The following is a 22,567-nucleotide window of genomic DNA, read 5'->3' as shown; positions in this document are numbered from 1 at the left end:
CATCACCCTGTCGCGAAACGCAGCCAGACCACACTAAATTAACCGCGCTAAGGCGTTATCGCAGCCGCGCTTCAGTCTTGCGATCAAACAACATCGTGCGTTCCGCAGGGAACGTGATGCCAACGCGCCCACCCGCAAGCGAACGATCATCCCCGTGTTCTTCTACGATGATCTTTTCACCCGTCGACGACATCAGGTAGGCATAGGACGTTCCCCCCAACGCTTCGGTCAGGTCGATATTGTGCGTATCACCAGCTGGATCAATCTGGATATGTTCGGGACGGACGCCCAAAGTCACCTCGGTTCCTTCGGCTGGGAGCGTGACGGGAACGCTGACACTGACCTGCAAACCGGGCACCTCAACTTGACCGTTCTTCACCACACCGTCCAAGAAATTCATCGCAGGTGAGCCGATAAACCCTGCAACGAATTTGTTGTCAGGGTCACGATAAAGGTCCAGCGGTGCGCCGACCTGTTCGATCCGGCCGCTGCGAAGCACGACGATCTTGTCTGCCAAGGTCATTGCCTCGACTTGATCGTGCGTCACGTAGATCATTGTCGCACCGATCTCTTTGTGAAGCCGCGCGATCTCGACCCGCATTTCTACGCGCAATTCGGCGTCGAGGTTGGACAACGGTTCATCAAACAAGAACACCTCCGGGCCGCGAACGATCGCACGCCCGATGGATACACGCTGGCGCTGACCGCCAGACAAAGCGGCGGGTTTGCGGTCGAGGTATTCTTCAAGCTTTAGGATGCGGGTGGCCTCCGCGACCTTCTCTTTGATTTCGGCCTTTGGATGGCCGTTCATTTTCAACCCGAACCCCATGTTATCCTTAACCGTCATATGCGGATAAAGAGCGTACGTCTGGAAAACCATCGCAACACCACGTTCGGCCGGATCCATCGCAGTGACGTCCCGCTCACCAATCGCCATTGAACCTCCGGTGGTTGCTTCAAGGCCCGCAACCATGCGCAGCAATGTCGACTTGCCACAGCCCGATGGCCCTACAAAGACGCAGAACTCACCATCCTTGATTTCCAGATCGATCCCATGGATCACCTGAACATCGCCATAGCGTTTGATTACGTTCTGAAGTGTTACACCAGACATGATCGTATTCCTTTATTGAAGCTAGTTAAGACGGGAACTGCCAGGACGAAGCCTCAGCGCCTATCTTTTGAGTGACATCGAGGAGAGGCTCACGGAATTCGCAAAGCGTCTCGAGAGAATGCTGGGACGTGGACGTCGCAATAGAGACCGCCCCCAACATCCTGCCATTCTCGGATAAAATTGGGGCCGCAATAGAAATTGTGCCTTGCTCATGTTCTTCGCGGTCAAACGAAATGCCTTCGTCTCTGATCTGTTGCAATTCCTGCAATAACGTCTCGGCTGATGCATGGGTCGCGGGGGTGTATTTAAAGTAGGCCTGCTGTTGCAGCGCGAGTTCCAGACGTTTGGGTGCCATAAACGCCAGCATCGCCTTACCGACACCCGTACAATACGCAGGAGCCACTTTTCCGGTCCGCGCGAGGGTCTCAGGGCTCTCTGGTGGTTTGATCTTATCAATGAACAAAACCTGCCCATGATCCACTTGAGCGAGGTGGATTGTCTCTCCCACATTCGCTGCCAGCGATTCGATGAACGGTCTAGCGATGGGCGCCAATGACGCGTTTTTCCAAGCGGCATGAGCAAGTCGAATGAGGCGAACACCAAGGCTGTACGTCTGATCTTCGGCATCAAACGACAACATCGATTGTTCCACCAAAGACTTCATCAACCGATAGAGAGTCCCCTTGGGAAATTCAGACATTTCAAGAACTTCAGGAAAGCGTACGGGCCTCTCAAACGAGGCCACCAACTCGAGAACCTCGAGTGCTTTTTTGACTGTTCCGCTTCCGGCTGTCCCAGTCGACATATGTCCAACCCCTCCCCTTTGCCCAGATCCCGACGGGCAATGTTGCTGTTGACAAAACTAGGGCAATTATGTTCATGTTGCAACATGCAAACTTGCATTTCACTATCTGAAACGTGTCGGGGAGGACACCATGAGCAAAATATTCAAGGGAACAATAGCGGCGCTATCTGCTGCAACCATTCTAGCGGGCGGCGCGTCCGCTCAGTCGCTTTCTGGCGATCTTCGCATCGTCTCTGACATGTCCAACCCTGCGCCACGCGCGGTGATGGAAGGCCTTGCTGCTGACTTTGGTGCAATGCACCCAGACCTTAACGTCGAGCTGGAGATCGTTGATCGCGAAGCTTGGAAAACACAAATTCGCAACGCGCTGACAGCCAATGCGCCAGACGTTGTTAACTGGTACGCGGCAACACGTATGACGCCATACGTCGACGCGGGCCTGTTCATGGACATTTCTGATTTGTGGGAAGACCCTGCAATGGCAGATCTGGCATCCACAAAAGGTGCGATGACGTTGAACGGCGCTCAATGGGGCGTTCCGTACACATACTACCAATGGGGCGTTTACTACCGCAAAGACATCTTCGAAGAGCTTGGCCTTTCCGAACCCGCAACTTGGGACGAAGAGATTGCCAACTGTCAGGTGATCGTCGATTCTGGCCGTGCTTGCTACACCATCGGTTCCAAATACCTTTGGACCGCAGGCGGTTGGTTCGACTACATCAACTCCCGCACCAACGGATATGACTTCCACATCCAGCTCGCCAATGGCGAAGTTGAGTGGACCGATGATCGTGTTCGCGAAACATTCGCCAACTGGCGCACGCTTATCGATATGGGCGCATTTATCGAAGACCACCAAGCCTACAGCTGGCAAGAAGCATTGCCATTCATGGTGGACGGTGAAGCCGCATCCTACCTGATGGGTAACTTTGCAGTTGCTGCGATGCGCGACGGCGGCCTGACAGATGAACAGTTGGACTTTTATCAGTTCCCACAGATCAACCCTGATGTTGCACCAGCTGAAGACGCGCCAACAGATACGTTCCACATCCCAAGCGGTGCACAGAACGTTGAAGCGGCCAAAGCGTTCCTGCTTTACGTGACTTCACCTGACGTTCAATCCGCGATCAACGGTGGCGACGCCCTTGGTCAGCTACCTGTGAACGCAGCAGCAGCCGTTTCTGATGACAAGTTCATTCAGGAAGGCTTTGAGATGCTGTCCAACAACGCATCTGGCGGTATCATGCAGTTCTTCGATCGCGATTTCCCAGCGGAGATGGCATCGGTCGGCATGGAAGGCCTGCAGGAATTCATGGTGTTCCCAGACAATCTGGACGACATCCTTGAGCGCCTCGAAGACACGCGTCAGCGCGTCTACCAGTAAGCGTCTATTCGGGCGGGCCAAAGTGGCCCGCCCACCCTATCCACATCACATCCAAACCCAACCTATCTGCAAGCCGCGCGTCGCGTCTTTCACATGCGTTGACCCGTCAGGAGACACCCAATGGCAACGGCCACCACTCAAAACAGAAGCTGGTACAGACGAAACGAGATTGCGGTGACGCCGTGGCTCTTCCTTCTGCCCGGCATTCTCTTTTTCGCGTTCTATGTGATTATCCCAATCTTTCAATCGGTTTGGATTTCCTTCCATGAATGGGACGGGCTGGGTGAAAAGACATGGGTGGGAACCGCAAACTATGAACGCCTGCTGGGCGGAGATCGCAAATTCGAGACCTCGTTCTGGAACAATCTCAAGTGGCTGGTGCTGTATCTGCTGGCAATCCCAATGGGCCTGTCGATCTCGTTATTCCTGAACCAAACTGTTCGTGGCATCCGACTTTATAAATCGCTGTTCTTCTTTCCGTTCGTGATCTCACAAGTGGTCGTCGGCTTGGTGTTCTCTTGGTTTTACCTGCCTAATGACGGGTTATTTGATGTGATCACCGGTCTCGTGGGGATCGATATCAAAGGTGGTGTGTTGGGCAACCCTAACACGGCGACCTACGGTATCATCGCTGCAGGGCTTTGGCCGCAAACCGCATATTGTATGATCCTCTACCTCACGGGCCTAAACGCGGTTGACCCCGAACAGGTCGAAGCCGCCCGTTTGGACGGCGCAAAGGGTCACAAAATGCTGTGGTACGTAATCATTCCGCAGTTGAAGCCAGCGACTTTCATCGCCTTCGTCGTCACCATCATCGGCGCGCTGCGCTCGTTCGATTTTATCGCCGTCATGACCAACGGTGGCCCCTTCGGCTCCACCCGCGTGCTGTCGTTCTACATGTTCGAAGAATCCCTGTCCGAATTCGGGTTCCGCATGGGCTACGGCGCCGCCATCGCGGTTGTGCTGTTCTTCATTATGCTCATCTTCATCGCCTACTTCTTGTGGTCGATGTACCAAGACGAAAAGGGCGTGCGCTGATGTTTCCCAAACCTTTAGAAAAGTCATCACGCCGCTGGCAGATCACGTATCAGGTCTTATTGCCACTGACGCTTATTGTCTGGCTTTTGCCATTGATCGCAGTCGCTGTATTTTCGATCAAACCGGAAGCAGATTTCGTCAACGGTAACTACTGGGGCCTGCCATCGTCGTTCGAGTTCTTCACCAACTATGGCAAGGTGTTCTTTGAATCCGACATGCCACGATACTTGTGGAACTCTGTGCTGATCACCGTTCCAACCGTGATCGGCTGCATCATCTTATCATCGATGACTGGGTTTGCGCTTGGTGTTTATAAGTTCCGCGGCAACCTATTGATCTTCTTCATGTTCATCGCAGGCAACTTCGTTCCGTTCCAGATTTTGATGGTACCTGTGCGCGACCTGACGTTGTCGCTGAACCTTTACGATACAAAACTAGGGTTGGTCTTGTTTCATGTGGCCTTTCAAACAGGGTTCTGCACGCTCTTTATGCGCAACTTCATCCGCGCCTTGCCGTTCGCCCTGATCGAAGCCGCCCGAGTTGAGGGCGTGAGAGAATGGCGCATCTTCCTTTTCGTGGTCTTGCCGCTGATGAAACCCGCGCTGGCAGCCCTTGCTGTGTTGATCTTCACCTTCATCTGGAACGACTATTTCTGGGCGATCGTTTTGACCCAAGGTCCAGACAGCCAACCCGTTACTGCCGGTATTACATCCTTTAACAGTCAGTTTCGCGCAGCCTATCATTTGATGTCAGCAGGCAGCATCGTCGCTGCACTGCCACCTGTGGCGATGTTCTTTCTCATGCAGAAACACTTCATCGCAGGCCTAACTCTCGGAGCCGTAAAATGATCCAATGCTGGCGACTGGATGACAGCCGTCAATCGCTGGTGCTCGGATCCCACAAAGACCGCCTCGCTGAGGTGGTCTATTGGGGCCCGCGCCTGCCGGATGACGAAGACCTGACAACTGTGTACAACGCGCACGCGATTGATGTGACGGGCGGCATGCTGGACAGCAATCCAGAACTGTCCTTGTGCCCCGAAGCGACCCGCAGTTTTCCGGGGCAACCCGGACTGATTGCACGGGCCACAGATGGCACGCCCCTGTTGCCAAAGTTCTGCTTTAGTGAGGCGGTGGAAACCACACACGGTTTGTCGTTGGTGTATACGGACACGACGAATGCGCTGACCTATACCGCGCGATTTTCGATCCACCCGCGCACGCACATGATCGAGGCGCAAGCCACCCTTGAGGCATCCGCGCCCGTTCATCTTCACTGGCTCAGTGCGCCAGTTTTCCCAGGTTCGCAGCAATCTGACGAAATGATCGATGTCGCGGGCCGTTGGTGTGGTGAGTTTCAATTGAACCGCACGCCGTGGTCTGCAGGCATTCGGTATCGCGAAAACCGAACTGGACGCACAGGGCATGAACACTTTCCGGGGCTGATCGTGCCTTGCCGCGGGGCGACCAACACGCAAGGCCACGCTTACGCGTTCCATTACGGATGGTCAGGCGGGCACCGAATGGTGGCCGAAGAATTACCCGATGGACGTCGCCAAATTCAGTTCGGTCACGCTGCACGCATGGAAACCGAACCCAAGACTCGATTTGAGACTGCACCGCTCTATGCTGTGTTTTCGGATGATGGGATCAACGGGTGCGGGGTCGCTTTCCAACGCCACCTGCGCGATGAGACCGTTACGTTTCCCAATCCTGACCGCCCCCGGCCTGTGCATTACAACTGCTGGGAAGCGATCTATTTCAATCACAATCTTCCCGAACTGAAAGACATTGCTGACCGGGCAGCAGCCCTTGGCGCTGAACGGTTCGTGCTGGACGATGGCTGGTTCGGAAACCGCGATGACGACACCCAAGCCTTGTCAGATTGGGAAGTTGACCCACGCAAATACCCTGATGGACTGACGCCGCTGATTGATCACATTCACGGCCTCGGTATGACGTTTGGCATCTGGTTTGAACCAGAAATGATCAACCCAGACTCAGACGTGTTCCGCGCCAATCCGCATTGGGCACTCGGCAGTGAGGATCAAATCCTTGGCCGCCAACAAATGGCTTTGAACATGGCACTGCCAGATGTGCGGGACTTTTTGTTTGATCGGATCAGTGCGGTGCTGCGCGATAACGACATCGAATACATTAAATGGGACCACAACCGCGTTCTACCAATGCCCGACGCAGCCCAAACGCGGGGATCATATGAATTGATCGACCGGCTTCGCGCTGCGTTTCCTGATGTTGAGATCGAAAGCTGTGCCTCTGGTGGCGGGCGGATCGACTTTGGCATTCTATCCCGCACTCACCGCGTATGGCTCAGCGATAGCAACGATGCTTTGGAGCGGTTGAAGATGCAGCACAACGCTGCGATTTTCTTGCCCATGGCTGTGACTGGCAGCCACGTCGGTCCGCGCAAATGCCACACCTCCGGACGCATCATGGATATCCGGTTCCGTGCTTGGGTCGCCGCCCAGCGCCATATGGGGTTTGAAATGGACCCACGGGAACTGACGGACGAGGAAGCCGGTGTTCTGAAAGACGTCACCAGCTGGTGGAAAACCAACCGCGATTGGACCTACCGCGCTGATATATTGCGCCTCGACAGCCCAGATGACGCCATCGTTGCAGAACAGCATTTGTCTGAAGGCGGCGAAAAGTTCGTAGTGTTTGCTGGTAAAGCAGCGACATCGGATCAAATTTCACCGCGTCCACTGCCCCTCACCCGCCTGACGCCCGACGCCAAGTATCGCATCGAATTGGTCAACCGTAGCGATGCCGTAGCATTGTCGCGCGGGGATCAAGCCTTGAAGTCCGGCCCGCTGGTTCTAAGTGGCGGCTATCTGATGGCACACGGCCTAACACTGCCATGGTCCTTTCCTGATACCATGTGGGTTGTCGAAGGAACCTTGGTATGACCAAAGACCGCCGCAACCGCGCCTGGTATGGAATGCTCGATAAGGACGGGTTCATTCGTCGTTCTTGGATGAAGAACCAAGGGTTTCCTGACCATGCTTTTGATGGGCGACCTGTCATTGGCATCTGCAACACATGGTCAGAACTGACACCATGTAATTCGGGCCTGCGTGAACTGGCCGAAGGCGTGAAACGTGGGGTTTGGGAAGCCGGCGGGTTCCCCGTAGAATTCCCTGTGATGAGCCTTGGTGAAACACAGATGAAACCCACCGCCATGCTGTTTCGCAATCTGTTGGCAATGGACGTCGAAGAATCCATCCGCGCTTACGGGATGGACGGCGTGGTTTTGCTTGGCGGCTGCGACAAGACAACTCCGGGGCAGCTAATGGGGGCGGCGTCAGTCGATTTGCCGACCATCGTGGTGAGTTCAGGTCCTATGTTGAACGGCAAATGGAAAGGCCGCGATCTTGGGTCGGGAACCGACGTACGCAAATTCGCGATGGACGTCAAAGCGGGCGATATGACGCTCAAGGATTTCATGGCCACCGAAGCAGGCATGAGCCGATCCAAGGGCGTTTGCATGACCATGGGCACGGCCTCAACGATGTCGTCCTTGACCGAAGCGATGGGACTGGCGCTGCCGATGAACGGCTCCCTTCCCGCTGTGGATGCGCGCCGCATGGCATTGGCACACCTCACCGGAAAACGCATCGTCGAGATGGTCGAAGAAGACGTAAAGCTATCAGACGTTGTAACCAAAGAAAGCTTCGAGAATGCCATCCTCGCCAACGCAGCACTTGGCGGGTCAACCAATGCGGTCATTCACCTCTTGGCGCTGGCAGGTCGTGTCGGCATTGATCTAACACTGGAAGATTTCGAAATCGGCGGGGAAATCCCCTTGCTCGTCAATTGCATGCCATCGGGAAAATACTTGATGGAGGACTTCTGCTATGCTGGCGGCGTTCCCGTGGTTCTAAAGGAATTATCCGCGAAGTTGCGGCCTGCGAATACGGTCATGTCCAAAGACATCTCAACCTATTACGAGGACGCCGAATGCTTTAATCGCGATGTGATTTTTGCTTATGACGAGCCGCTAAAACCCGCTGCTGGCCTGCGTGTTTTGCGGGGCAACCTTGCCCCAAATGGCGCAATCGTCAAACCGTCTGCTGCGTCAGATCACCTGCTGGAACACGAGGCCGAAGCCTATGTATTTGAAACAATCGAAGACCTGAAAGCCAATATCGACCGAGACGATTTGCCTGTCGATGAAAACACCATCCTCGTCCTGAAGAACTGCGGCCCCAAGGGATACCCTGGGATGCCTGAAGTCGGCGATATGCCAGTGCCAGCCAAGCTGGTCAAAAAGGGTGTTCGCGACATTATCCGAGTGTCGGACGCCCGCATGTCCGGCACAGCATTTGGCACAGTCATTTTGCACGTTGCCCCCGAAGCCACGGCAGGTGGGCCGCTTGCGTTCGTGCAAACAGGCGATCGCATCCGCATTTCAGCCAAAGGCGGTGTCCTCGAACTTCTCGTGTCTGACGCAGACATGGCGAAACGCCGCGCCGCTTGGACGCCCCCAGAACCCCACTACACACGTGGCTATGCCAAGATGTATGTTGATCATGTGTTGCAAGCCGACCAAGGCGCAGACCTTGATTTTCTCGTTGGAAAAGACACGCGCCCCGTCACAAGAGAGAGCCACTAATGACCCAAACAGCAACCTTTCATGACCTAGCGGGTCAAAGTGTTTTCATCACCGGTGGCGGTTCCGGCATTGGTGCGTTTCTAACGGACGGGCTAATGGCGCAAGGGGCCAAAGTGGCATTTGTTCAGCGATCTGATGCGACTGATTTTGCCGATGAAATGGAACAGAAACACGGGGTGCGCCCCCTTTATATGCAGTGCGATATCACCGACATTTCACGTTTGAAATCCTGCATCGCACAGGCCGCCGAGGCCCATGGCCCTGTTACCGTTCTGGTTAACAATGCCGCCAATGACAAACGCCACACGACAGCAGAGGTCGACGAAGAATTCTGGGACTGGTCGCAAGCCGTCAACCTCAAGGCATACTTCTTTGCCTGTCAGGCGGTGATCGACGGCATGCGCGCGGCGGGTGGTGGATCTATCATCAACTTTACCTCGATCAGTTACATGATGGGCAACACAGGTTACCCGTCCTACACCACGGCCAATTCGGGCATCAACGGGATGACCCGTTCGCTCGCGCGGGAATTCGGTCCTGACAAAATTCGCGTTAACGCTCTCGCGCCGGGGTGGGTTTTGACGGACAAGCAAAAGGAAATGTGGGTCACACCCGAAGCCCTCGCAGGGCACCTTGATCGTCAGTGTCTTAAAGACACGCTTGCGCCGCAGGATATGGTGGATGCCGTTCTATTTTTGGCGTCTAATACTAGCCGAATGATGACAGGTCAGTCGCTTGTCGTTGACGGCGGCGTTGTGACAACGGGGTAAATCACATGACAGAGACGGCAACATGGATTGCGGTGGATTGGGGAACTTCCAATCTGCGCGCTTGGGTGTTTGGTGCGGGCGACGCTTTGATCGCGCAACTGGGCTCAGACCAAGGTATGGGAAGCCTGACACCAGATCAGTTTGAACCGGCCCTCTTGGACCTGATCGCACCCTATTTGGGCGATAACCCAACACCCGTGATTTGCTGCGGCATGGTCGGTGCGCGACAGGGTTGGCAAGAAGCCGCATACGTTTCCGTCCCAGCCGTTCCGCCGTCTGTCGCGGAGGCGACGATCGTCACGCCAAATGATCCGCGCATCGCCCCAGTTATCTTACCTGGAATGATGCAGTCCAATCCTGCCGACGTTATGCGTGGTGAAGAAACACAGATTGCAGGTTTCCTATCCCAGCGCCCCGATTTTGACGGCGTTCTTTGCCTGCCAGGCACGCACACAAAATGGGTGCACATCAGTGCTGGCGAGGTTGTCAGTTTCTCAACCTACATGAGCGGTGAGATGTTTGGGCTTTTGTCCGAGCAATCTGTCTTGCGCCATTCCGCCCAAAGCGACGGTTGGGACAACGACAGCTTTTTAACCGCTGTGGACGACACACTCAGCAGGCCACAGAACCTTGCGGCACGGCTGTTTGGTTTGCGTGCGGAAACGCTGCTCAATGACATGACCTCGACCACCGCAAAATCAAGTTTGTCTGGCTTATTGATTGGCCTCGAACTCGCAGGTGCGAAACCCTATTGGCTTGGCCGAGAGATCGCACTGATCGGCGATCCCACGTTGGCCCAACTTTATAAAACCGCCCTTGATCAACAGGGCGCACCCTCTGAAATTTACACCGGCGACGACATGACGCTTCTTGGCCTCAAAGCCGCATACGCCAGTTGGAAGGACTCCTAAAAATGACCCGCAACATCGTCGCGATCCTGCGCGGAATCAAACCGAACGAAGCGATGGAAATCGCTGAAACTCTTATCGACTGCGGCATCACCAAGATTGAGGTTCCGCTCAATTCCCCCGATCCCTTTGACAGCATTCAGCAGATGGCACGTGCTTACGGAAATGACGCGCTAATCGGGGCTGGCACTGTACTGACAACGGATGATGTCACCCGATTGAAAAACTCCGGCGGTGAACTCGTGGTTTCGCCCGATTGTAATCCTCAGGTGATCGAAGCAACCAAGGCCGCAGGCATGTTGTCGTTTCCAGGGGTTTTGACACCGACCGAATGTTTTACCGCTTTGCGTCATGGCGCGGATGGATTGAAGTTTTTCCCTGGTACCTTGATCGGACCTGATGGTGTCAAAGCGATCCGCGCAGTGCTGCCAACGGGCACCGAAGTTCTTGCCGTGGGCGGCGCAGGGCCTGAAAACTTCGCCGACTGGAAAGCCGCTGGCGCCGATGGGTTTGGTATTGGCAGTGCGCTCTACAAGCCGGGATTTACGGCTGCTGAGGTTCGCGAGCGAGCTATGCACATGGTTAAGACCTACGACGAAGTTTTTGGGGCATGACTGCCACGGTCTATGATCCACGCCCCTGTTCGCTGGGTGAAGGCCCCCTTTGGCACCCAGAACGCGGCCAGCTGTTTTGGTTTGATATCAACAATAAGCGGCTTCTTAGTCGGGTTGATGACGTTGAGATGGTTTGGCGATTTGACCACCATGTGTCGGCAGCCGGCTGGATTGACCACGATACCCTTCTGATCGCCAGCGATATCGAGCTTTTCGAATTCGACATTGAAACTGGAACGTCCAAACCACGCTGCCCGCTCGAACCCGAAAACCCGCTGACACGTTCAAACGATGGCCGCGCTGACCCATGGGGTGGGTTTTGGATTGGAACGATGGGAAAACAGGCCCAACCCAAGGCTGGCGCAATCTATCGCTGGTACAATGGCGAACTTCGCACGCTGTTTGACGGTCTAACGATTCCGAATGCGATCTGCTTTTCGCCGGATCGTGAATTTGCGTATTTCACGGACACCCCCACCCGCCAAATTATGCGCCAACCGCTTGGGGCTGATGGTTGGCCCGACGGAAAACCGTCCCTGCATGTCGATTTGACACCCCAAGGCCGCAATCCGGACGGGGCCGTTGTTGATGCCGACGGCAACCTGTGGAACGCTCAATGGGGCGCATCCCGCGTTACCTGCTATGACAAGCAGGGGCGTGAAATGCTGCATGTCGACATGCCTGCTGAACAAGTCTCTTGCCCTGCATTCGGCGGAACAGATTTTACGACGCTCTTTGCCACAACCGCGGCCGAGGGCATGCACGCCCCTTCCGATACACAGGGCCAAACCTTTTTCACACAGCTCGGCCAGAAAGGTCAGCCAGAACATCGCGTGATACTGACATGAAACGAACTCTAGGCACTTGCTATTACCCAGAACATTGGTCCCGCGACATCTGGGAAGACGATGCACGGCGCATGGTTGAGGCCGGCCTTACGTGGGTTCGCATCGGCGAATTTGCGTGGTCACGGCTGGAACCTGTCGCGGGCCAATATGATTTCGGCTGGCTCGATGACGCGATCGAGGTTCTTGGCGCCGTTGGCCTGAAGGTCGTTCTTGGCACACCAACAGCTACCCCGCCGCGTTGGATGATTGACCGCCACCCTGACATGATCGCCGTCGATGTCGAAGGTCGCCCGCGCAAATTCGGGTCGCGCCGCCATTACTGTTTTAGCCACGAAGGGTACAAAAAAGACTGCGCAACCATCGTTACTAAACTGGCAGAACGATACGGTAAAAACCCACATGTCACCGCATGGCAAACCGACAACGAATACGGTTGCCACGACACCACCATTTCATACAGCGATGCGGCCCGTGTTGCATTTCAGGGGTGGCTTCATACGCAGTTCAATGGCGATATCGCAGCGCTTAATTTGGCGTGGGGGAATGTGTTTTGGTCGATGGACTACGACCGCTTCGATCAGATCGATTTACCCAACCTGACGGTCACTGAACCCAACCCGTCACACGCTTTGGCCTTTCGGCGGTTTAGCTCCGATCAAGTTGTGGCGTTCAATCGGATACAAACCGATATCATACGCGCTCATTCTGGTGCTCCAATTTCACATAACTACATGGGCCGGATCACGGATTTCGACCATTTCAAAGTTGGTGACGACCTCGAAATCGCGACGTGGGACAGCTATCCACTGGGCTTTCTAGAAGATCGCGTCGGCGCAGATGCGGAACGCCAGCGCACTTTCGCGCGGCAAGGCGATCCAGATTTTCAGGCATTGCACCACGATCTGTATCGCGCCGTCGGTAAGGGGCGTTGGTGGGTCATGGAACAGCAGCCCGGCCCCGTGAACTGGGCGCCTTATAACCCCGCGCCGCTACCAGGCATGGTCCGCCTGTGGTCATGGGAAGCCTTTGCGCACGGTGCCGAAGCGGTTTGCTATTTCCGCTGGCGTCAGGCCCCATTTGCACAGGAACAGATGCATGCAGGGATGTTGCGCCCTGATAGTGCGGATGCACCAGCAATGGGCGAGGCCATGCAGGTCGCCGCGGAATTGAAAGACGCGCCAGACGTAGTCCAATCCCCAGCCCCAATCGCCCTGATCTTTGACTATGACGCCGATTTCGCATGGGCAACCCAACCACACGGTGAGGGACTCAGCTATTTCGGGCTGGTTTTTGACACCTACCGCGCCCTACGCAGCCTTGGCCTATCGGTGGATATCCTACGCGCAGATAGCGCTGACTTTGCTGGATACAAAGTGATCCTCGCGCCGGGCTTGATGCACATGAGCGATGACTTGAAAGCGGCCCTAACGGGATCAAGCGCACAAGTCCTTATCGGACCACGTAGCGGCGCGCGCGATGCGAATATGGCAATTCCAATCCCCCTGCCCCCCAGCATTCCTAATTTGGACGTCACGGTCTCCTACGTCGAAAGCCTGCGGCCCGACCTGCCGATCCCATTAAAAGGTGGCGGCAATTCCCACTGCTACATGGAAGCCTTGGAAGGAACCGCAACCATCGTTGAAAGTACTGAAAACGGCGCGGCTGTCGCAATGTCCAACGGGGCCGTCACGTACCTCGGCGCGTGGTTGGACCTCGCGGGCCTTCAGCGGGTGATTGGCAATGTTTGCGCAGCCGCTGGCGTTACAACAGTTACCCTACCTGACGGCGTGCGGATCCGCGATTGCGGCGCTGAGCGGTTCTGGTTCAATTATAACGCCCACCCCGTCACCGTTGACGGGATATCCATTGAGCCCGCTGGAGTTGTGCGACAGACCGCACCAAATCTGCCGTGACCAACGTTGAGGTCTTTGGCGTCGCGGCCGACGGGTCGGAGGTGCAACGCATCTCTATTGAACGCGACGGGCTTCGCGCCTGTCTGATATCACAGGGTGCAACCTTGCAAGATTTACGGCTTGCGGGGCACAACAGCCCGTTGGTGCTTGGGTACCCCAGCCTGCAACCCTACTTGAAGAACCCCAATTACTTTGGTGCAACAGTTGGCCGATTTGCCAATCGTCTAAAGGGGGGCGTGGCAGATATCGCAGGTCAGCCCCACCTGATGGATCGCAACACAACCGAAGGCCACCACATTCACGGCGGGCATGATGGAACGGCAACACTGAATTGGGAAGTCGCGGAACACTCGTCAACCCATGTGCAATTCGAAACCCGCCTTGCCGATGGCCACATGGGGTTTCCCGGTTCGATGGACGTGCAAGCGATCTACCGAATTCTGCCAGCCCAAACCCTTGAGATCGAAATCACAGCGACCACAACCGCAACGACCCTGTGCAGTTTCGCCCATCACAGTTACTTCAATCTGGATGGCGGGCGAACCATCGATGGCCATCGGCTTCGTGTATTGGCGGGCGAGTATTTAACCGTTGAGCCGGATGGTATCCCAACAGGAGACATCGCGGACGTCATTAATACTCGCTTTGATTTCAGATCAGGCAGGTCGGTTGAGCCTTCGAATGGGTTAGACCACAATTTTTGCCTATCGGACCAAAGGCGCGACCTCCATCCTGCAGCCGAGCTGACAGGCGCAGACGGACGAGTTACGATGCTGGTGGCGACAACCGAACCCGGCCTACAGATCTATGATGGGCAGGGTATTGGCGGTGCCAATGCTGCCGGACTAATCGGGACAACCTACGGCCCGCGTTCAGGCTTAGCGATTGAACCGCAGTTATGGCCCGACGCGCCGCACAATCCGTTATTTCCATCCGCTGAACTGCATCCAGACGATGTCTACCGGCAAGTGTCACAATTTAGCTTTACCCAACCGGCCTAACGCAACGGGGGGTCTACCCCGCAACGACGACCTGCGTGCCCCATTCATCGCATTTGCGCTTCAGAACCCCAGGAAACGGGCGGTCTGTATAACAGGCATCAATTTCGCGCAGTGATCCGATACGCGCTGGGGCGCTGCGCAGGATTTTGCTGTGATCGGCAACAAGCAAAACCTTGCGGGATTGCTTGATGATCGCTTGGCTGACGCTGACTTCTTGCATGTCAAAATCCAACAGGTCGCCGTCCTCATCCACGGCTGAGCACCCTATCACCGCATAATCAAATTTGAATTGCTCAATCGTTCGCGTCGCCAACGCCCCGACCAATCCACCATCGGTTCGTCGCAACGATCCCCCCGTAACGACGACTTCGCTATCGGGATTGGCCGTCAGCCTATTCGCCACATTAAGATTATTCGTCACAACCAAAAGATTGCTGTGCGACAAGAGTTCGTTTGCAACCGCTTCGGTGCTGGTCCCAATGTTGATAAACACCGAAACACCGTCCGGAATAGCACGCGCACAGGCCCGCGCCATTCTGGATTTTGCATCCTGATTGAGATCGCGGCGTTCCTCATATTCGATGTTGGAAACGCCTGATGGGTACAGCGCCCCGCCATGGACACGGTCCAATGTCCCTTCTTCGGCCATATCGGTCAAATCTCGACGGATCGTCTGCACCGTCACCCCAAAATGCGCCGCGAGGTCTTCGACAATCACCTTACCATCTCGTCTGGCGATCTCTTGGATTTCTTGCTGGCGGAAAGATTGGGACATTGGTGATCCAAGACTGGGGATTCAAATGTTCGACTTTGCATCGAGCGGCGATAAAAATGTTCGCTTTTATTACAAACTAAATGGATTAGCAGCCATAAAAGCCTAAACGAACAAATTCGCAAGCATTTTCTTGACGCTTTAGCGCGAAAATGTTCCCTTCCCGCGACTCAAGTTCTAGGATCATGCTATGCCTGACACCAACAACACCCTCCCCACTTATGACCTCTTTGTCATTGGCGGCGGCATCAACGGATGCGGGGTCGCGCGAGACGCGGCCGGACGTGGCCTGTCTGTCGGCTTGGCAGAGATGAACGACCTCGCTTCTGCGACCTCATCTGCATCGACAAAACTGTTTCATGGCGGCTTGCGCTATCTTGAGTTCTTTGAATTTGGCCTCGTTGCCAAAGCCCTAAAAGAACGTGAGACACTTTTAAAGGCGATGCCACATATTAGCTGGCCTATGCGCTTCGTGTTGCCTGTCCATAAAGACATGCGATTTGAAAGCGAAACGCCGACGTCCAAGCTTCTCAATACCTTCATGCCATGGATGAAAGGCCGCCGTCCTGCATGGCTTATTCGGTTCGGGCTGTTCCTTTATGACACGCTTGGAGGGCGACAGATCCTTCCAGGCACAAGCTCAATAAACCTAAGGAGCGACGCCACCGGCCTGCCGCTTCAAGACAAGTTCGAAAAAGCTTACGAGTATTCAGACTGCTGGATAGAAGACTCGCGGCTCGTCGTGTTGAATGCGCGCGATGCCGAAGCTCGCGGTGCGAAGATCATGACCCGAACCGAAGTCATCACAGCGGATCGGGTGGACGGCCTCTGGAAAATCTCGTTGCTTGATCACCAAACTGGCAACACTTTCGAAGTCACGGCCAAAGCTCTCGTTAACGCCAGCGGACCGTGGGTTGGTGATGTGATTGATCAATCGCTGGACATAACCAGTTCGGAAGGCGTGCGATTGGTGCGCGGCAGCCATATCGTCACCAAGCGGCTGTTTGATCATGACAAGGCCTACTTCTTTCAGGGGGAAGACGGGCGCATCATCTTTGCAATCCCCTACGAGACGGATTTCACCCTGATCGGCACCACCGACGCAGAACACGGTTCGGCATTTGATGAACCAGACTGCACGGACGAAGAAGCCGATTACCTTTGTGCCTTTGCGTCCAATTATTTCAAGAAACCAATCACAAGAAATGACATCGTCTGGAGTTATTCCGGTGTTCGCCCACTTTATGACGATGGTGCGAAATCAGCCACCGCTGCGACCCGTGACTACGTTTTGTCTTTGAACGACGCAGACGGCGGCGCGCCCGTGGTCAACGTCTTTGGCGGCAAAATCACCACGTTCCGCAAACTGGCTGAAAACGTCTTGTCCAAATTCGAACCCTACTTCCCGCAGGCAACCAAAGACTGGACCGCTGGCGTACCTCTCCCCGGCGGAGACTTCCCCGTCGACGGTGTTGAGACATTAATTACGGCTCTTCGAACAGAATATCCGTTCCTGGATGCCGCTTGGGCGCAGCGTTTGATCAAGGCCTATGGCACCGACGCACGCGTCATGCTGGGCAACGCCACGTCCGCCGCTGATCTGGGGGAGTTGTTTGGCGCTACTTTGACCGAGCGCGAGGTCCTATGGCTCATGGATCGCGAATACGCGCAGCAAGCTGTAGACGTCGTATGGCGCCGCACCCGACTGGGGCTGCGTATGACCAGCGACCAAATCGAGAATCTCGATCAATGGATGAAACTCAACAAAAATGCATAGCCACCTTGAAAGTTTGCTTTAACGGCAGCCTTAACGTTCCGTAACACCACCCGCTCCCTTGATTTACCACCTGCGCTGTGGTGGCTTTACAGCCTTGTGACCTTGGGAGGGGATCATGGATATTCTTGTAAACGTTGTTCTGCCGCTGTCGCTGGCGATCATCATGTTCAGTCTCGGGATAGGGCTCACGCTGGCTGATTTTCACCGCGTGGCGGAACGGGGCTGGGTCTTTGCTGTAGGGGCGCTGTGTCAGCTCGTGCTACTGCCTGTCGTGGCCTATCTCGTTATCCTCACGTTTGGTTTGACCGGTGCATTGGCAGCAGGTGTGATGCTCATTGCGCTCTGTCCGGGCGGCGTGACGTCCAATGTCGTGACGCGGCTCGCGAAGGGGGATGTTGCCCTGTCTGTGTCACTGACAGCCCTGATATCTTTGGTGTCTATTTTCACTGTTCCCGTGATGATCGGATGGGCGGTTGTGCATTTCATGGGTGAAGATGCCCCCGAAATTTCCGTAACGACACTGGCCTTGGCGATGTTTTTGCTGACCATGCTACCGGTTATTCTGGGCATGGTTCTGCGCCATTTCGCGACGCCACTTGCGGATCGTATCGAACCCGTTTTGATCAAACTTGCATCTGTTCTGTTCGTCCTGATCATCCTTGCCGCCATCGCATCGAACTGGACTCTATTGACGGAAAACGTAGCTAAGTTGGGGCCAGCACTGTTGTCTTTGAACGTAGTCACGATGCTTGCTGGGCTGTTGATCGCGGGGGCCTTGGGACTGACTTGGGCTGAACGCAAAACCATTTCCATTGAAGTCGGCATTCAGAACGGCAGCCTTGGTATCACCCTCGCCCCGCTTATCGTTGGTGTATCAGGTGGCATCCCGACCATAGGGCTGCCGTCCGCACTTTACGGTGTCATCATGTATGTCACCGCCATTCCTTTTGTCCTTTGGCTTCGGAGCCGTAAATCATGAAAACAGATGTTGTTATCGTCGGCGGGGGCCTGTCAGGTCTGGCGGCCGCAGCTGAACTTGGGGATCGTGGCAAACAGGTCGTGATTGTGGACCAAGAAGGCCCGCAAAATCTGGGCGGTCAGGCGCATTGGTCGCTTGGCGGGTTGTTCATGATCGACACGCCCGAACAGCGGCGAATGGGCATCAAAGACAGCCACGATCTGGCGTTGAACGATTGGATGGGCTCGGCGCAGTTTGACCGACCCGAGGATGATTACCCCCGCCAATGGGCGTCTGCCTATCTGGACTTTGCCGCCGGTGAAATGCGCCCTTGGCTGCACAAGATGGGCCTACGCTGGTTCCCTGTCGTAGGTTGGGCCGAACGGGGCGGATCAGACGCAATGGGGCATGGCAATTCCGTGCCGCGTTTTCACATCACATGGGGCACGGGTCCGGGCGTTCTTGAGCACTTCATCCGGCGCTGCAATGAACACGCCGCTGCGGGCCGCCTGACCTATCTTTACCGCCATCAAGTTGATCGTTTGGAAATGCAAGACGGAGCCGCCGTGGGTGTCAGCGGCACCACATTGGCACCCGATGAGGCGCAACAGGGTGCGCAAACCAATCGAGACACTGTGGGGGACTTCCGCGTCGATGCAGATGCGGTGATTGTGGCCTCTGGCGGTATCGGTGGCAACTTTGACCTCATCCGCAAAGTCTGGCCGACTGAGCGCCTTGGCCCCGCCCCTAAAAACATGCTGTCCGGCGTGCCGGCCCATGTAGACGGTCGCATGATCGGCATCGCAGAGGACGCAGGCGGCCACGTTATCAACCGCGATCGTCTGTGGTTCTACACCGAAGGCGTCAAGAACTGGGATCCGATCTGGCCTGCCCATGGCATTCGAATTTTGCCGGGGCCATCGTCCATGTGGTTTGATGCGCGCGGCAATCGTTTTGCGCCGCCTGCCATGCCCGGTTTTGACACCAATGGAACGTTCAAGGCGATCCTAGATACGGGTTTTGACTATAGTTGGTTCGTCCTGACCCAAAAGGTCATCAAGAAGGAATTCGCGCTGTCTGGCTCAGAACAGAACCCTGATCTGACATCGGCCAAATGGTCCAAGGTTCTTAAAGAACGCATCCTTTCAGGCAAATCTGCCACCGCTCCGGTTGAAGCCTTCAAAGAGCACGGCGCGGATTTCGTTGTCGCCGACACTCTGGCCGATCTCGTCAAAGGAATGAATGGGTTAACCGAGGATGCCCTGATTGACGAAGCACACCTACGTGCCCAGATCGAAGCCCGCGATGCCCAAGTGGACAACCCGTTTTCCAAGGACCCACAGATCACCGCCATTCAAGCGGCGCGCCATTACCGTGGCGACAAACTCATCCGCACCGCCAAGCCGCATAAGTTCCTTGATGGGGACAACGGTCCGCTGATCGCTGTACGCCTAAACCTCATCACGCGCAAAACCTTGGGTGGTTTGCAAACCAACCTAGACAGTCAAATGATCGACGCGTCAGGCAATCCGATTGCTGGTCTTTATGCTGCTGGCGAAGCCGCAGGTTTTGGCGGAGGCGGATACCACGGATACAACTCGCTTGAGGGCACATTCTTGGGCGGCTGCATATTCTCTGGCCGCGCGGCAGGTCGCAACGCGGGGTAAAGGCGTGGTTTTGGTTAGGTCACACGCCGTTTATCGTCGGAATTGTTGGCGCATATCCGTCGGTCGGCAGGTCGCGCAGTTGACCCAGCATCTCAACAAAACCCGCGACTTGTAACTCGCAAACGGTCGCGCCCTTTTGAGCTGTCGCAAGGTGCGCTTCTCCGACGGTACCTGCTTCATTAAGGTCCTTGGACACCCACGCCAAGTTCACCGGACCAATCGGAGAAATGGGCGCTGTCTCTGCGCTCGATCTGAAATCTTTGGCTTGGGTCATATCCACAAGATGCGGTTTAAAATGCAACATCAGCGAGGTCTCATAGTCGCCGCCATGAATGCCGTACGCGTTCTCTTGTTCAGAAAACATCCCCTCAGGTTTGCCGAAATTGCCCCACTGGCATTTCACGACCATCATCCCAGAATGCACCCGCAATTCGCGCCCAAGAATAGAGATCAGATCAAGATTTCCACCGTGTGAATTGACGATGACCATCTTCTTGAGACCAGCACGGGCCACCGACAGCCCAATTTCTGTCCACGCATCAAGGGCGGTCTTGGCGGTGTAAGTCAGCGTGCCTTTGGCGTGGATATGTTCATTGGATTTCCCAACCGCCTGAACTGGCAGGATCAACACCGTGATATCATCAGGAAGGGTCGTGCGTAGCTGCGCCAACATGCCTTCGTTGATGAAAGTGTCCACCCCAACAGGAAGGTGCGGTCCATGCTGTTCGATCGCCGCAGTGGGCAGGATGACGATGGTTTTCTCGGGATCGAAATCGGCAAATTCAGTTGTTCGATACTCAGACCAATCAAGTCGTCTCATTGGGTGGGCTCCGGTGTGTAGGTCGCATCAAGTCGGGATCGCAGATAGTCGGCTCCGGTGATCGGGGCGTATTTGGCAGCCCCTGTGCCCGGCAATGCGGTGATGATGCTCTCTGGGTTGGGATCAAGAAAAAATGCTATAGATCGGCGGGCGGTTTTCGGGGGCAAAACGCGGTGCGGGGTCGAGACATAGAGGTCATTGGACCACCGCATAAGGCAATCGCCGATGTTCACGACAAAAGCCCCTTTGATGTGGGGCACGTCCATCCAATCCCCGCCGCGCGGCTTGACTTGGAGCCCCGCGACACCGTCCGTCATCAGCAACGTTACCGATCCGTAATCGGTATGGGCCCCTGCCCCGATCCCTTCGCCATCCGGCGCGGCGGGATAGGACAGCACGCGCAACGTCGCCATCGGTTCTGTGAAGTGTGGTTCAAAATAGTCCTGCGGCAGGCCAAGGTCAGCCTCAAACGCGCGGTGTAATCCCCTGCCAAGATCAAGCGCACATTCGTAATAGTCGAGCATGATGCTCCGGAACCCATCAAGGTCCGGCCAGACGTTCACACCGCGAAACGGCTCGCCTGCGATCACGCGCGGGTCGTCGACCGGCAAATCAAGCCCGACGTTGAAAGCTTCTTTGCGATCCTTGAGGCCCGACGCCTCATCGAGGGCTTCACTGCCCTGCTGCGCCCAACCGCGATTGTGCGGGTTCTTGGAAATGGCGATTTCGGCTTTTTCTTCCGGTGGCAGCGCAAAGAAACGATCCGCGACGGTAAAGACATCGGCGATCAGATCTTTGGAAATCCCGTGCCCAGTTAGAACAAAGAAACCTGTCTCACGGCACGCTTCCCCAAGATCAGCGGCAAAGCCCTCAGCGTCATCTCCACTGGTGAAGCGGTTCCAATCCAATACAGGAATATCCATGTCACGGGTCCTCTGGTTTAGGCAGTTATAAGTTTATCAAGACGGGTTTTGACCAGATCAAGATGTACGGCGCGGCTTTCAGGGGTGGAACTATCCATCAAGAAATGAGCCGCGAACTTTGTTTTGGCGCGTTTGGCCAGCAACAGACGGACGCCGCGCATAAGAGTACGTTTGCCCGGTGAGCCGACGAAAAATGTCAACAAACGTGATGCGCCGCAGGTCGTGAAAACGCCCAACTTGTTGATATGCGTCAGCCCGGGTTTGATGTCTCCAGCAACCGTTTCAGGCAGGATAAATGACACACCGGGGACCATTACACGATCCAACCAGCCCTTAAGCATCGCGGGCATCCCATACCACCATGTCGGATAGACGAAGATCAGCGCATCGCACCATTCCAGATCAGTGCAATCGCGATCAACGCGCGCACGATTTTCGGGCACGGTTTCGTAAATTTCGTGATCGTGTGCCGACATCGTTGGATCGAACCCTTCGGCGTAAAGATCACGAAGGCGATACTCGACGCCGTGTTCCTCCAGCCGCGAAATCACCAGATCACGGATCGCTGCGTTAAAGGACCCTTCGCGAGGATGACTGTAGACAACCAATGCTTTCAT

General features: G+C 55.4%; 20 protein-coding genes. 14 read left to right on the top strand and 6 right to left on the bottom strand.

Annotation, left to right across the window (positions count from 1 at the left end; all coding sequences use genetic code 11):
• Nucleotides 1–55: 55 nt before the first annotated feature.
• Nucleotides 56–1,114: a sn-glycerol-3-phosphate ABC transporter ATP-binding protein UgpC gene (ugpC, locus tag KO486_RS15540; RefSeq protein WP_216038183.1), complete on the bottom strand. Its 1,059-nt coding sequence runs from the start codon at nucleotides 1,112–1,114 to the stop codon at nucleotides 56–58.
• 25 nt (nucleotides 1,115–1,139) lie between these two features.
• Nucleotides 1,140–1,919 (bottom strand): IclR family transcriptional regulator, encoded by a 780-nt coding sequence (locus KO486_RS15535; RefSeq protein ID WP_216038182.1) that lies wholly within the window; start codon nucleotides 1,917–1,919, stop codon nucleotides 1,140–1,142.
• A gap of 130 nt (nucleotides 1,920–2,049) precedes the next feature.
• On the opposite strand from KO486_RS15535, the gene KO486_RS15530 reads away from it, so the two are divergent.
• From KO486_RS15530 to KO486_RS15480, 11 genes are all read left to right on the top strand, one after another.
• Nucleotides 2,050–3,306 (top strand): ABC transporter substrate-binding protein, encoded by a 1,257-nt coding sequence (locus KO486_RS15530; protein ID WP_216038181.1) that lies wholly within the window; start codon nucleotides 2,050–2,052, stop codon nucleotides 3,304–3,306.
• A 120-nt stretch (nucleotides 3,307–3,426) separates the two neighbouring features.
• Nucleotides 3,427–4,344, top strand: coding sequence for a sugar ABC transporter permease (locus tag KO486_RS15525; protein WP_216038180.1), 918 nt, complete (start codon nucleotides 3,427–3,429; stop codon nucleotides 4,342–4,344).
• Entirely contained in the window at nucleotides 4,344–5,192 is an 849-nt protein-coding gene (locus KO486_RS15520) for a carbohydrate ABC transporter permease (RefSeq protein WP_216038179.1), read from the top strand. Before KO486_RS15525 ends, KO486_RS15520 begins: the two co-directional genes overlap by 1 nt.
• Nucleotides 5,189–7,273 (top strand): alpha-galactosidase, encoded by a 2,085-nt coding sequence (locus KO486_RS15515; protein ID WP_216038178.1) that lies wholly within the window; start codon nucleotides 5,189–5,191, stop codon nucleotides 7,271–7,273. The genes KO486_RS15520 and KO486_RS15515 overlap by 4 nt, the downstream gene beginning before the upstream one ends.
• Nucleotides 7,270–8,979, top strand: a complete 1,710-nt coding sequence (locus KO486_RS15510) for an IlvD/Edd family dehydratase (RefSeq protein WP_216038177.1) — start codon at nucleotides 7,270–7,272, stop codon at nucleotides 8,977–8,979. Before KO486_RS15515 ends, KO486_RS15510 begins: the two co-directional genes overlap by 4 nt.
• Entirely contained in the window at nucleotides 8,979–9,749 is a 771-nt protein-coding gene (locus KO486_RS15505; protein ID WP_216038176.1) for an SDR family oxidoreductase, read from the top strand. The genes KO486_RS15510 and KO486_RS15505 overlap by 1 nt, the downstream gene beginning before the upstream one ends.
• 5 nt (nucleotides 9,750–9,754) lie before the next feature.
• Nucleotides 9,755–10,660 carry a 2-dehydro-3-deoxygalactonokinase gene (locus tag KO486_RS15500; protein ID WP_216038175.1) on the top strand — a complete coding sequence of 302 codons (906 nt, stop codon included), beginning with the start codon at nucleotides 9,755–9,757 and terminating at the stop codon, nucleotides 10,658–10,660.
• Nucleotides 10,661–10,662: 2 nt separating this feature from the next.
• Entirely contained in the window at nucleotides 10,663–11,271 is a 609-nt protein-coding gene (locus tag KO486_RS15495; protein ID WP_216038174.1) for a 2-dehydro-3-deoxy-6-phosphogalactonate aldolase, read from the top strand.
• The gene (locus KO486_RS15490; protein ID WP_216038173.1) at nucleotides 11,268–12,119 is read left to right on the top strand and encodes an SMP-30/gluconolactonase/LRE family protein; all 852 of its coding nucleotides are present in this window, start codon (nucleotides 11,268–11,270) and stop codon (nucleotides 12,117–12,119) included. The genes KO486_RS15495 and KO486_RS15490 overlap by 4 nt, the downstream gene beginning before the upstream one ends.
• Nucleotides 12,116–14,032, top strand: a complete 1,917-nt coding sequence (locus KO486_RS15485; protein WP_216038172.1) for a beta-galactosidase — start codon at nucleotides 12,116–12,118, stop codon at nucleotides 14,030–14,032. Before KO486_RS15490 ends, KO486_RS15485 begins: the two co-directional genes overlap by 4 nt.
• Nucleotides 14,029–15,033: an aldose epimerase family protein gene (locus KO486_RS15480; RefSeq protein ID WP_216038171.1), complete on the top strand. Its 1,005-nt coding sequence runs from the start codon at nucleotides 14,029–14,031 to the stop codon at nucleotides 15,031–15,033. The genes KO486_RS15485 and KO486_RS15480 overlap by 4 nt, the downstream gene beginning before the upstream one ends.
• 13 nt (nucleotides 15,034–15,046) lie before the next feature.
• On the opposite strand, the gene KO486_RS15475 is transcribed toward KO486_RS15480, so the two are convergent.
• Nucleotides 15,047–15,808: a DeoR/GlpR family DNA-binding transcription regulator gene (locus KO486_RS15475; protein ID WP_216038170.1), complete on the bottom strand. Its 762-nt coding sequence runs from the start codon at nucleotides 15,806–15,808 to the stop codon at nucleotides 15,047–15,049.
• Nucleotides 15,809–15,995: 187 nt separating this feature from the next.
• Between KO486_RS15475 and glpD the strand changes: the two genes are divergently transcribed.
• From glpD to KO486_RS15460, 3 genes are all read left to right on the top strand, one after another.
• Entirely contained in the window at nucleotides 15,996–17,582 is a 1,587-nt protein-coding gene (gene glpD, locus KO486_RS15470) for a glycerol-3-phosphate dehydrogenase (protein ID WP_216038169.1), read from the top strand.
• A 115-nt stretch (nucleotides 17,583–17,697) separates the two neighbouring features.
• The gene (locus KO486_RS15465) at nucleotides 17,698–18,561 is read left to right on the top strand and encodes a bile acid:sodium symporter family protein (RefSeq protein WP_216038168.1); all 864 of its coding nucleotides are present in this window, start codon (nucleotides 17,698–17,700) and stop codon (nucleotides 18,559–18,561) included.
• Nucleotides 18,558–20,207, top strand: coding sequence for an FAD-binding dehydrogenase (locus tag KO486_RS15460; protein WP_216038167.1), 1,650 nt, complete (start codon nucleotides 18,558–18,560; stop codon nucleotides 20,205–20,207). Before KO486_RS15465 ends, KO486_RS15460 begins: the two co-directional genes overlap by 4 nt.
• A gap of 19 nt (nucleotides 20,208–20,226) precedes the next feature.
• On the opposite strand, the gene KO486_RS15455 is transcribed toward KO486_RS15460, so the two are convergent.
• Genes KO486_RS15455 through KO486_RS15445 form a run of 3 tightly spaced genes read right to left on the bottom strand, consistent with a single transcriptional unit; the run spans nucleotide 20,227 to nucleotide 22,567 of the window.
• A complete protein-coding gene (locus tag KO486_RS15455; protein ID WP_216038166.1) occupies nucleotides 20,227–21,027 on the bottom strand; it encodes a creatininase family protein in 801 nt (266 codons plus the stop codon).
• Nucleotides 21,024–21,950, bottom strand: coding sequence for a 2-oxoglutarate and iron-dependent oxygenase domain-containing protein (locus KO486_RS15450; protein ID WP_216038165.1), 927 nt, complete (start codon nucleotides 21,948–21,950; stop codon nucleotides 21,024–21,026). The genes KO486_RS15455 and KO486_RS15450 overlap by 4 nt, the downstream gene beginning before the upstream one ends.
• Before the next feature lie 17 nt (nucleotides 21,951–21,967).
• Complete coding sequence (locus KO486_RS15445; protein ID WP_216038164.1) at nucleotides 21,968–22,567, bottom strand: NAD(P)H-dependent oxidoreductase; 600 nt, start codon at nucleotides 22,565–22,567, stop codon at nucleotides 21,968–21,970.

It is taken from the genome of Octadecabacter sp. B2R22 (genome assembly GCF_018861045.1).
In the GTDB taxonomy this organism is placed as follows: domain Bacteria; phylum Pseudomonadota; class Alphaproteobacteria; order Rhodobacterales; family Rhodobacteraceae; genus Octadecabacter.
This window is presented reverse-complemented; position numbering and strand designations above follow the sequence as displayed.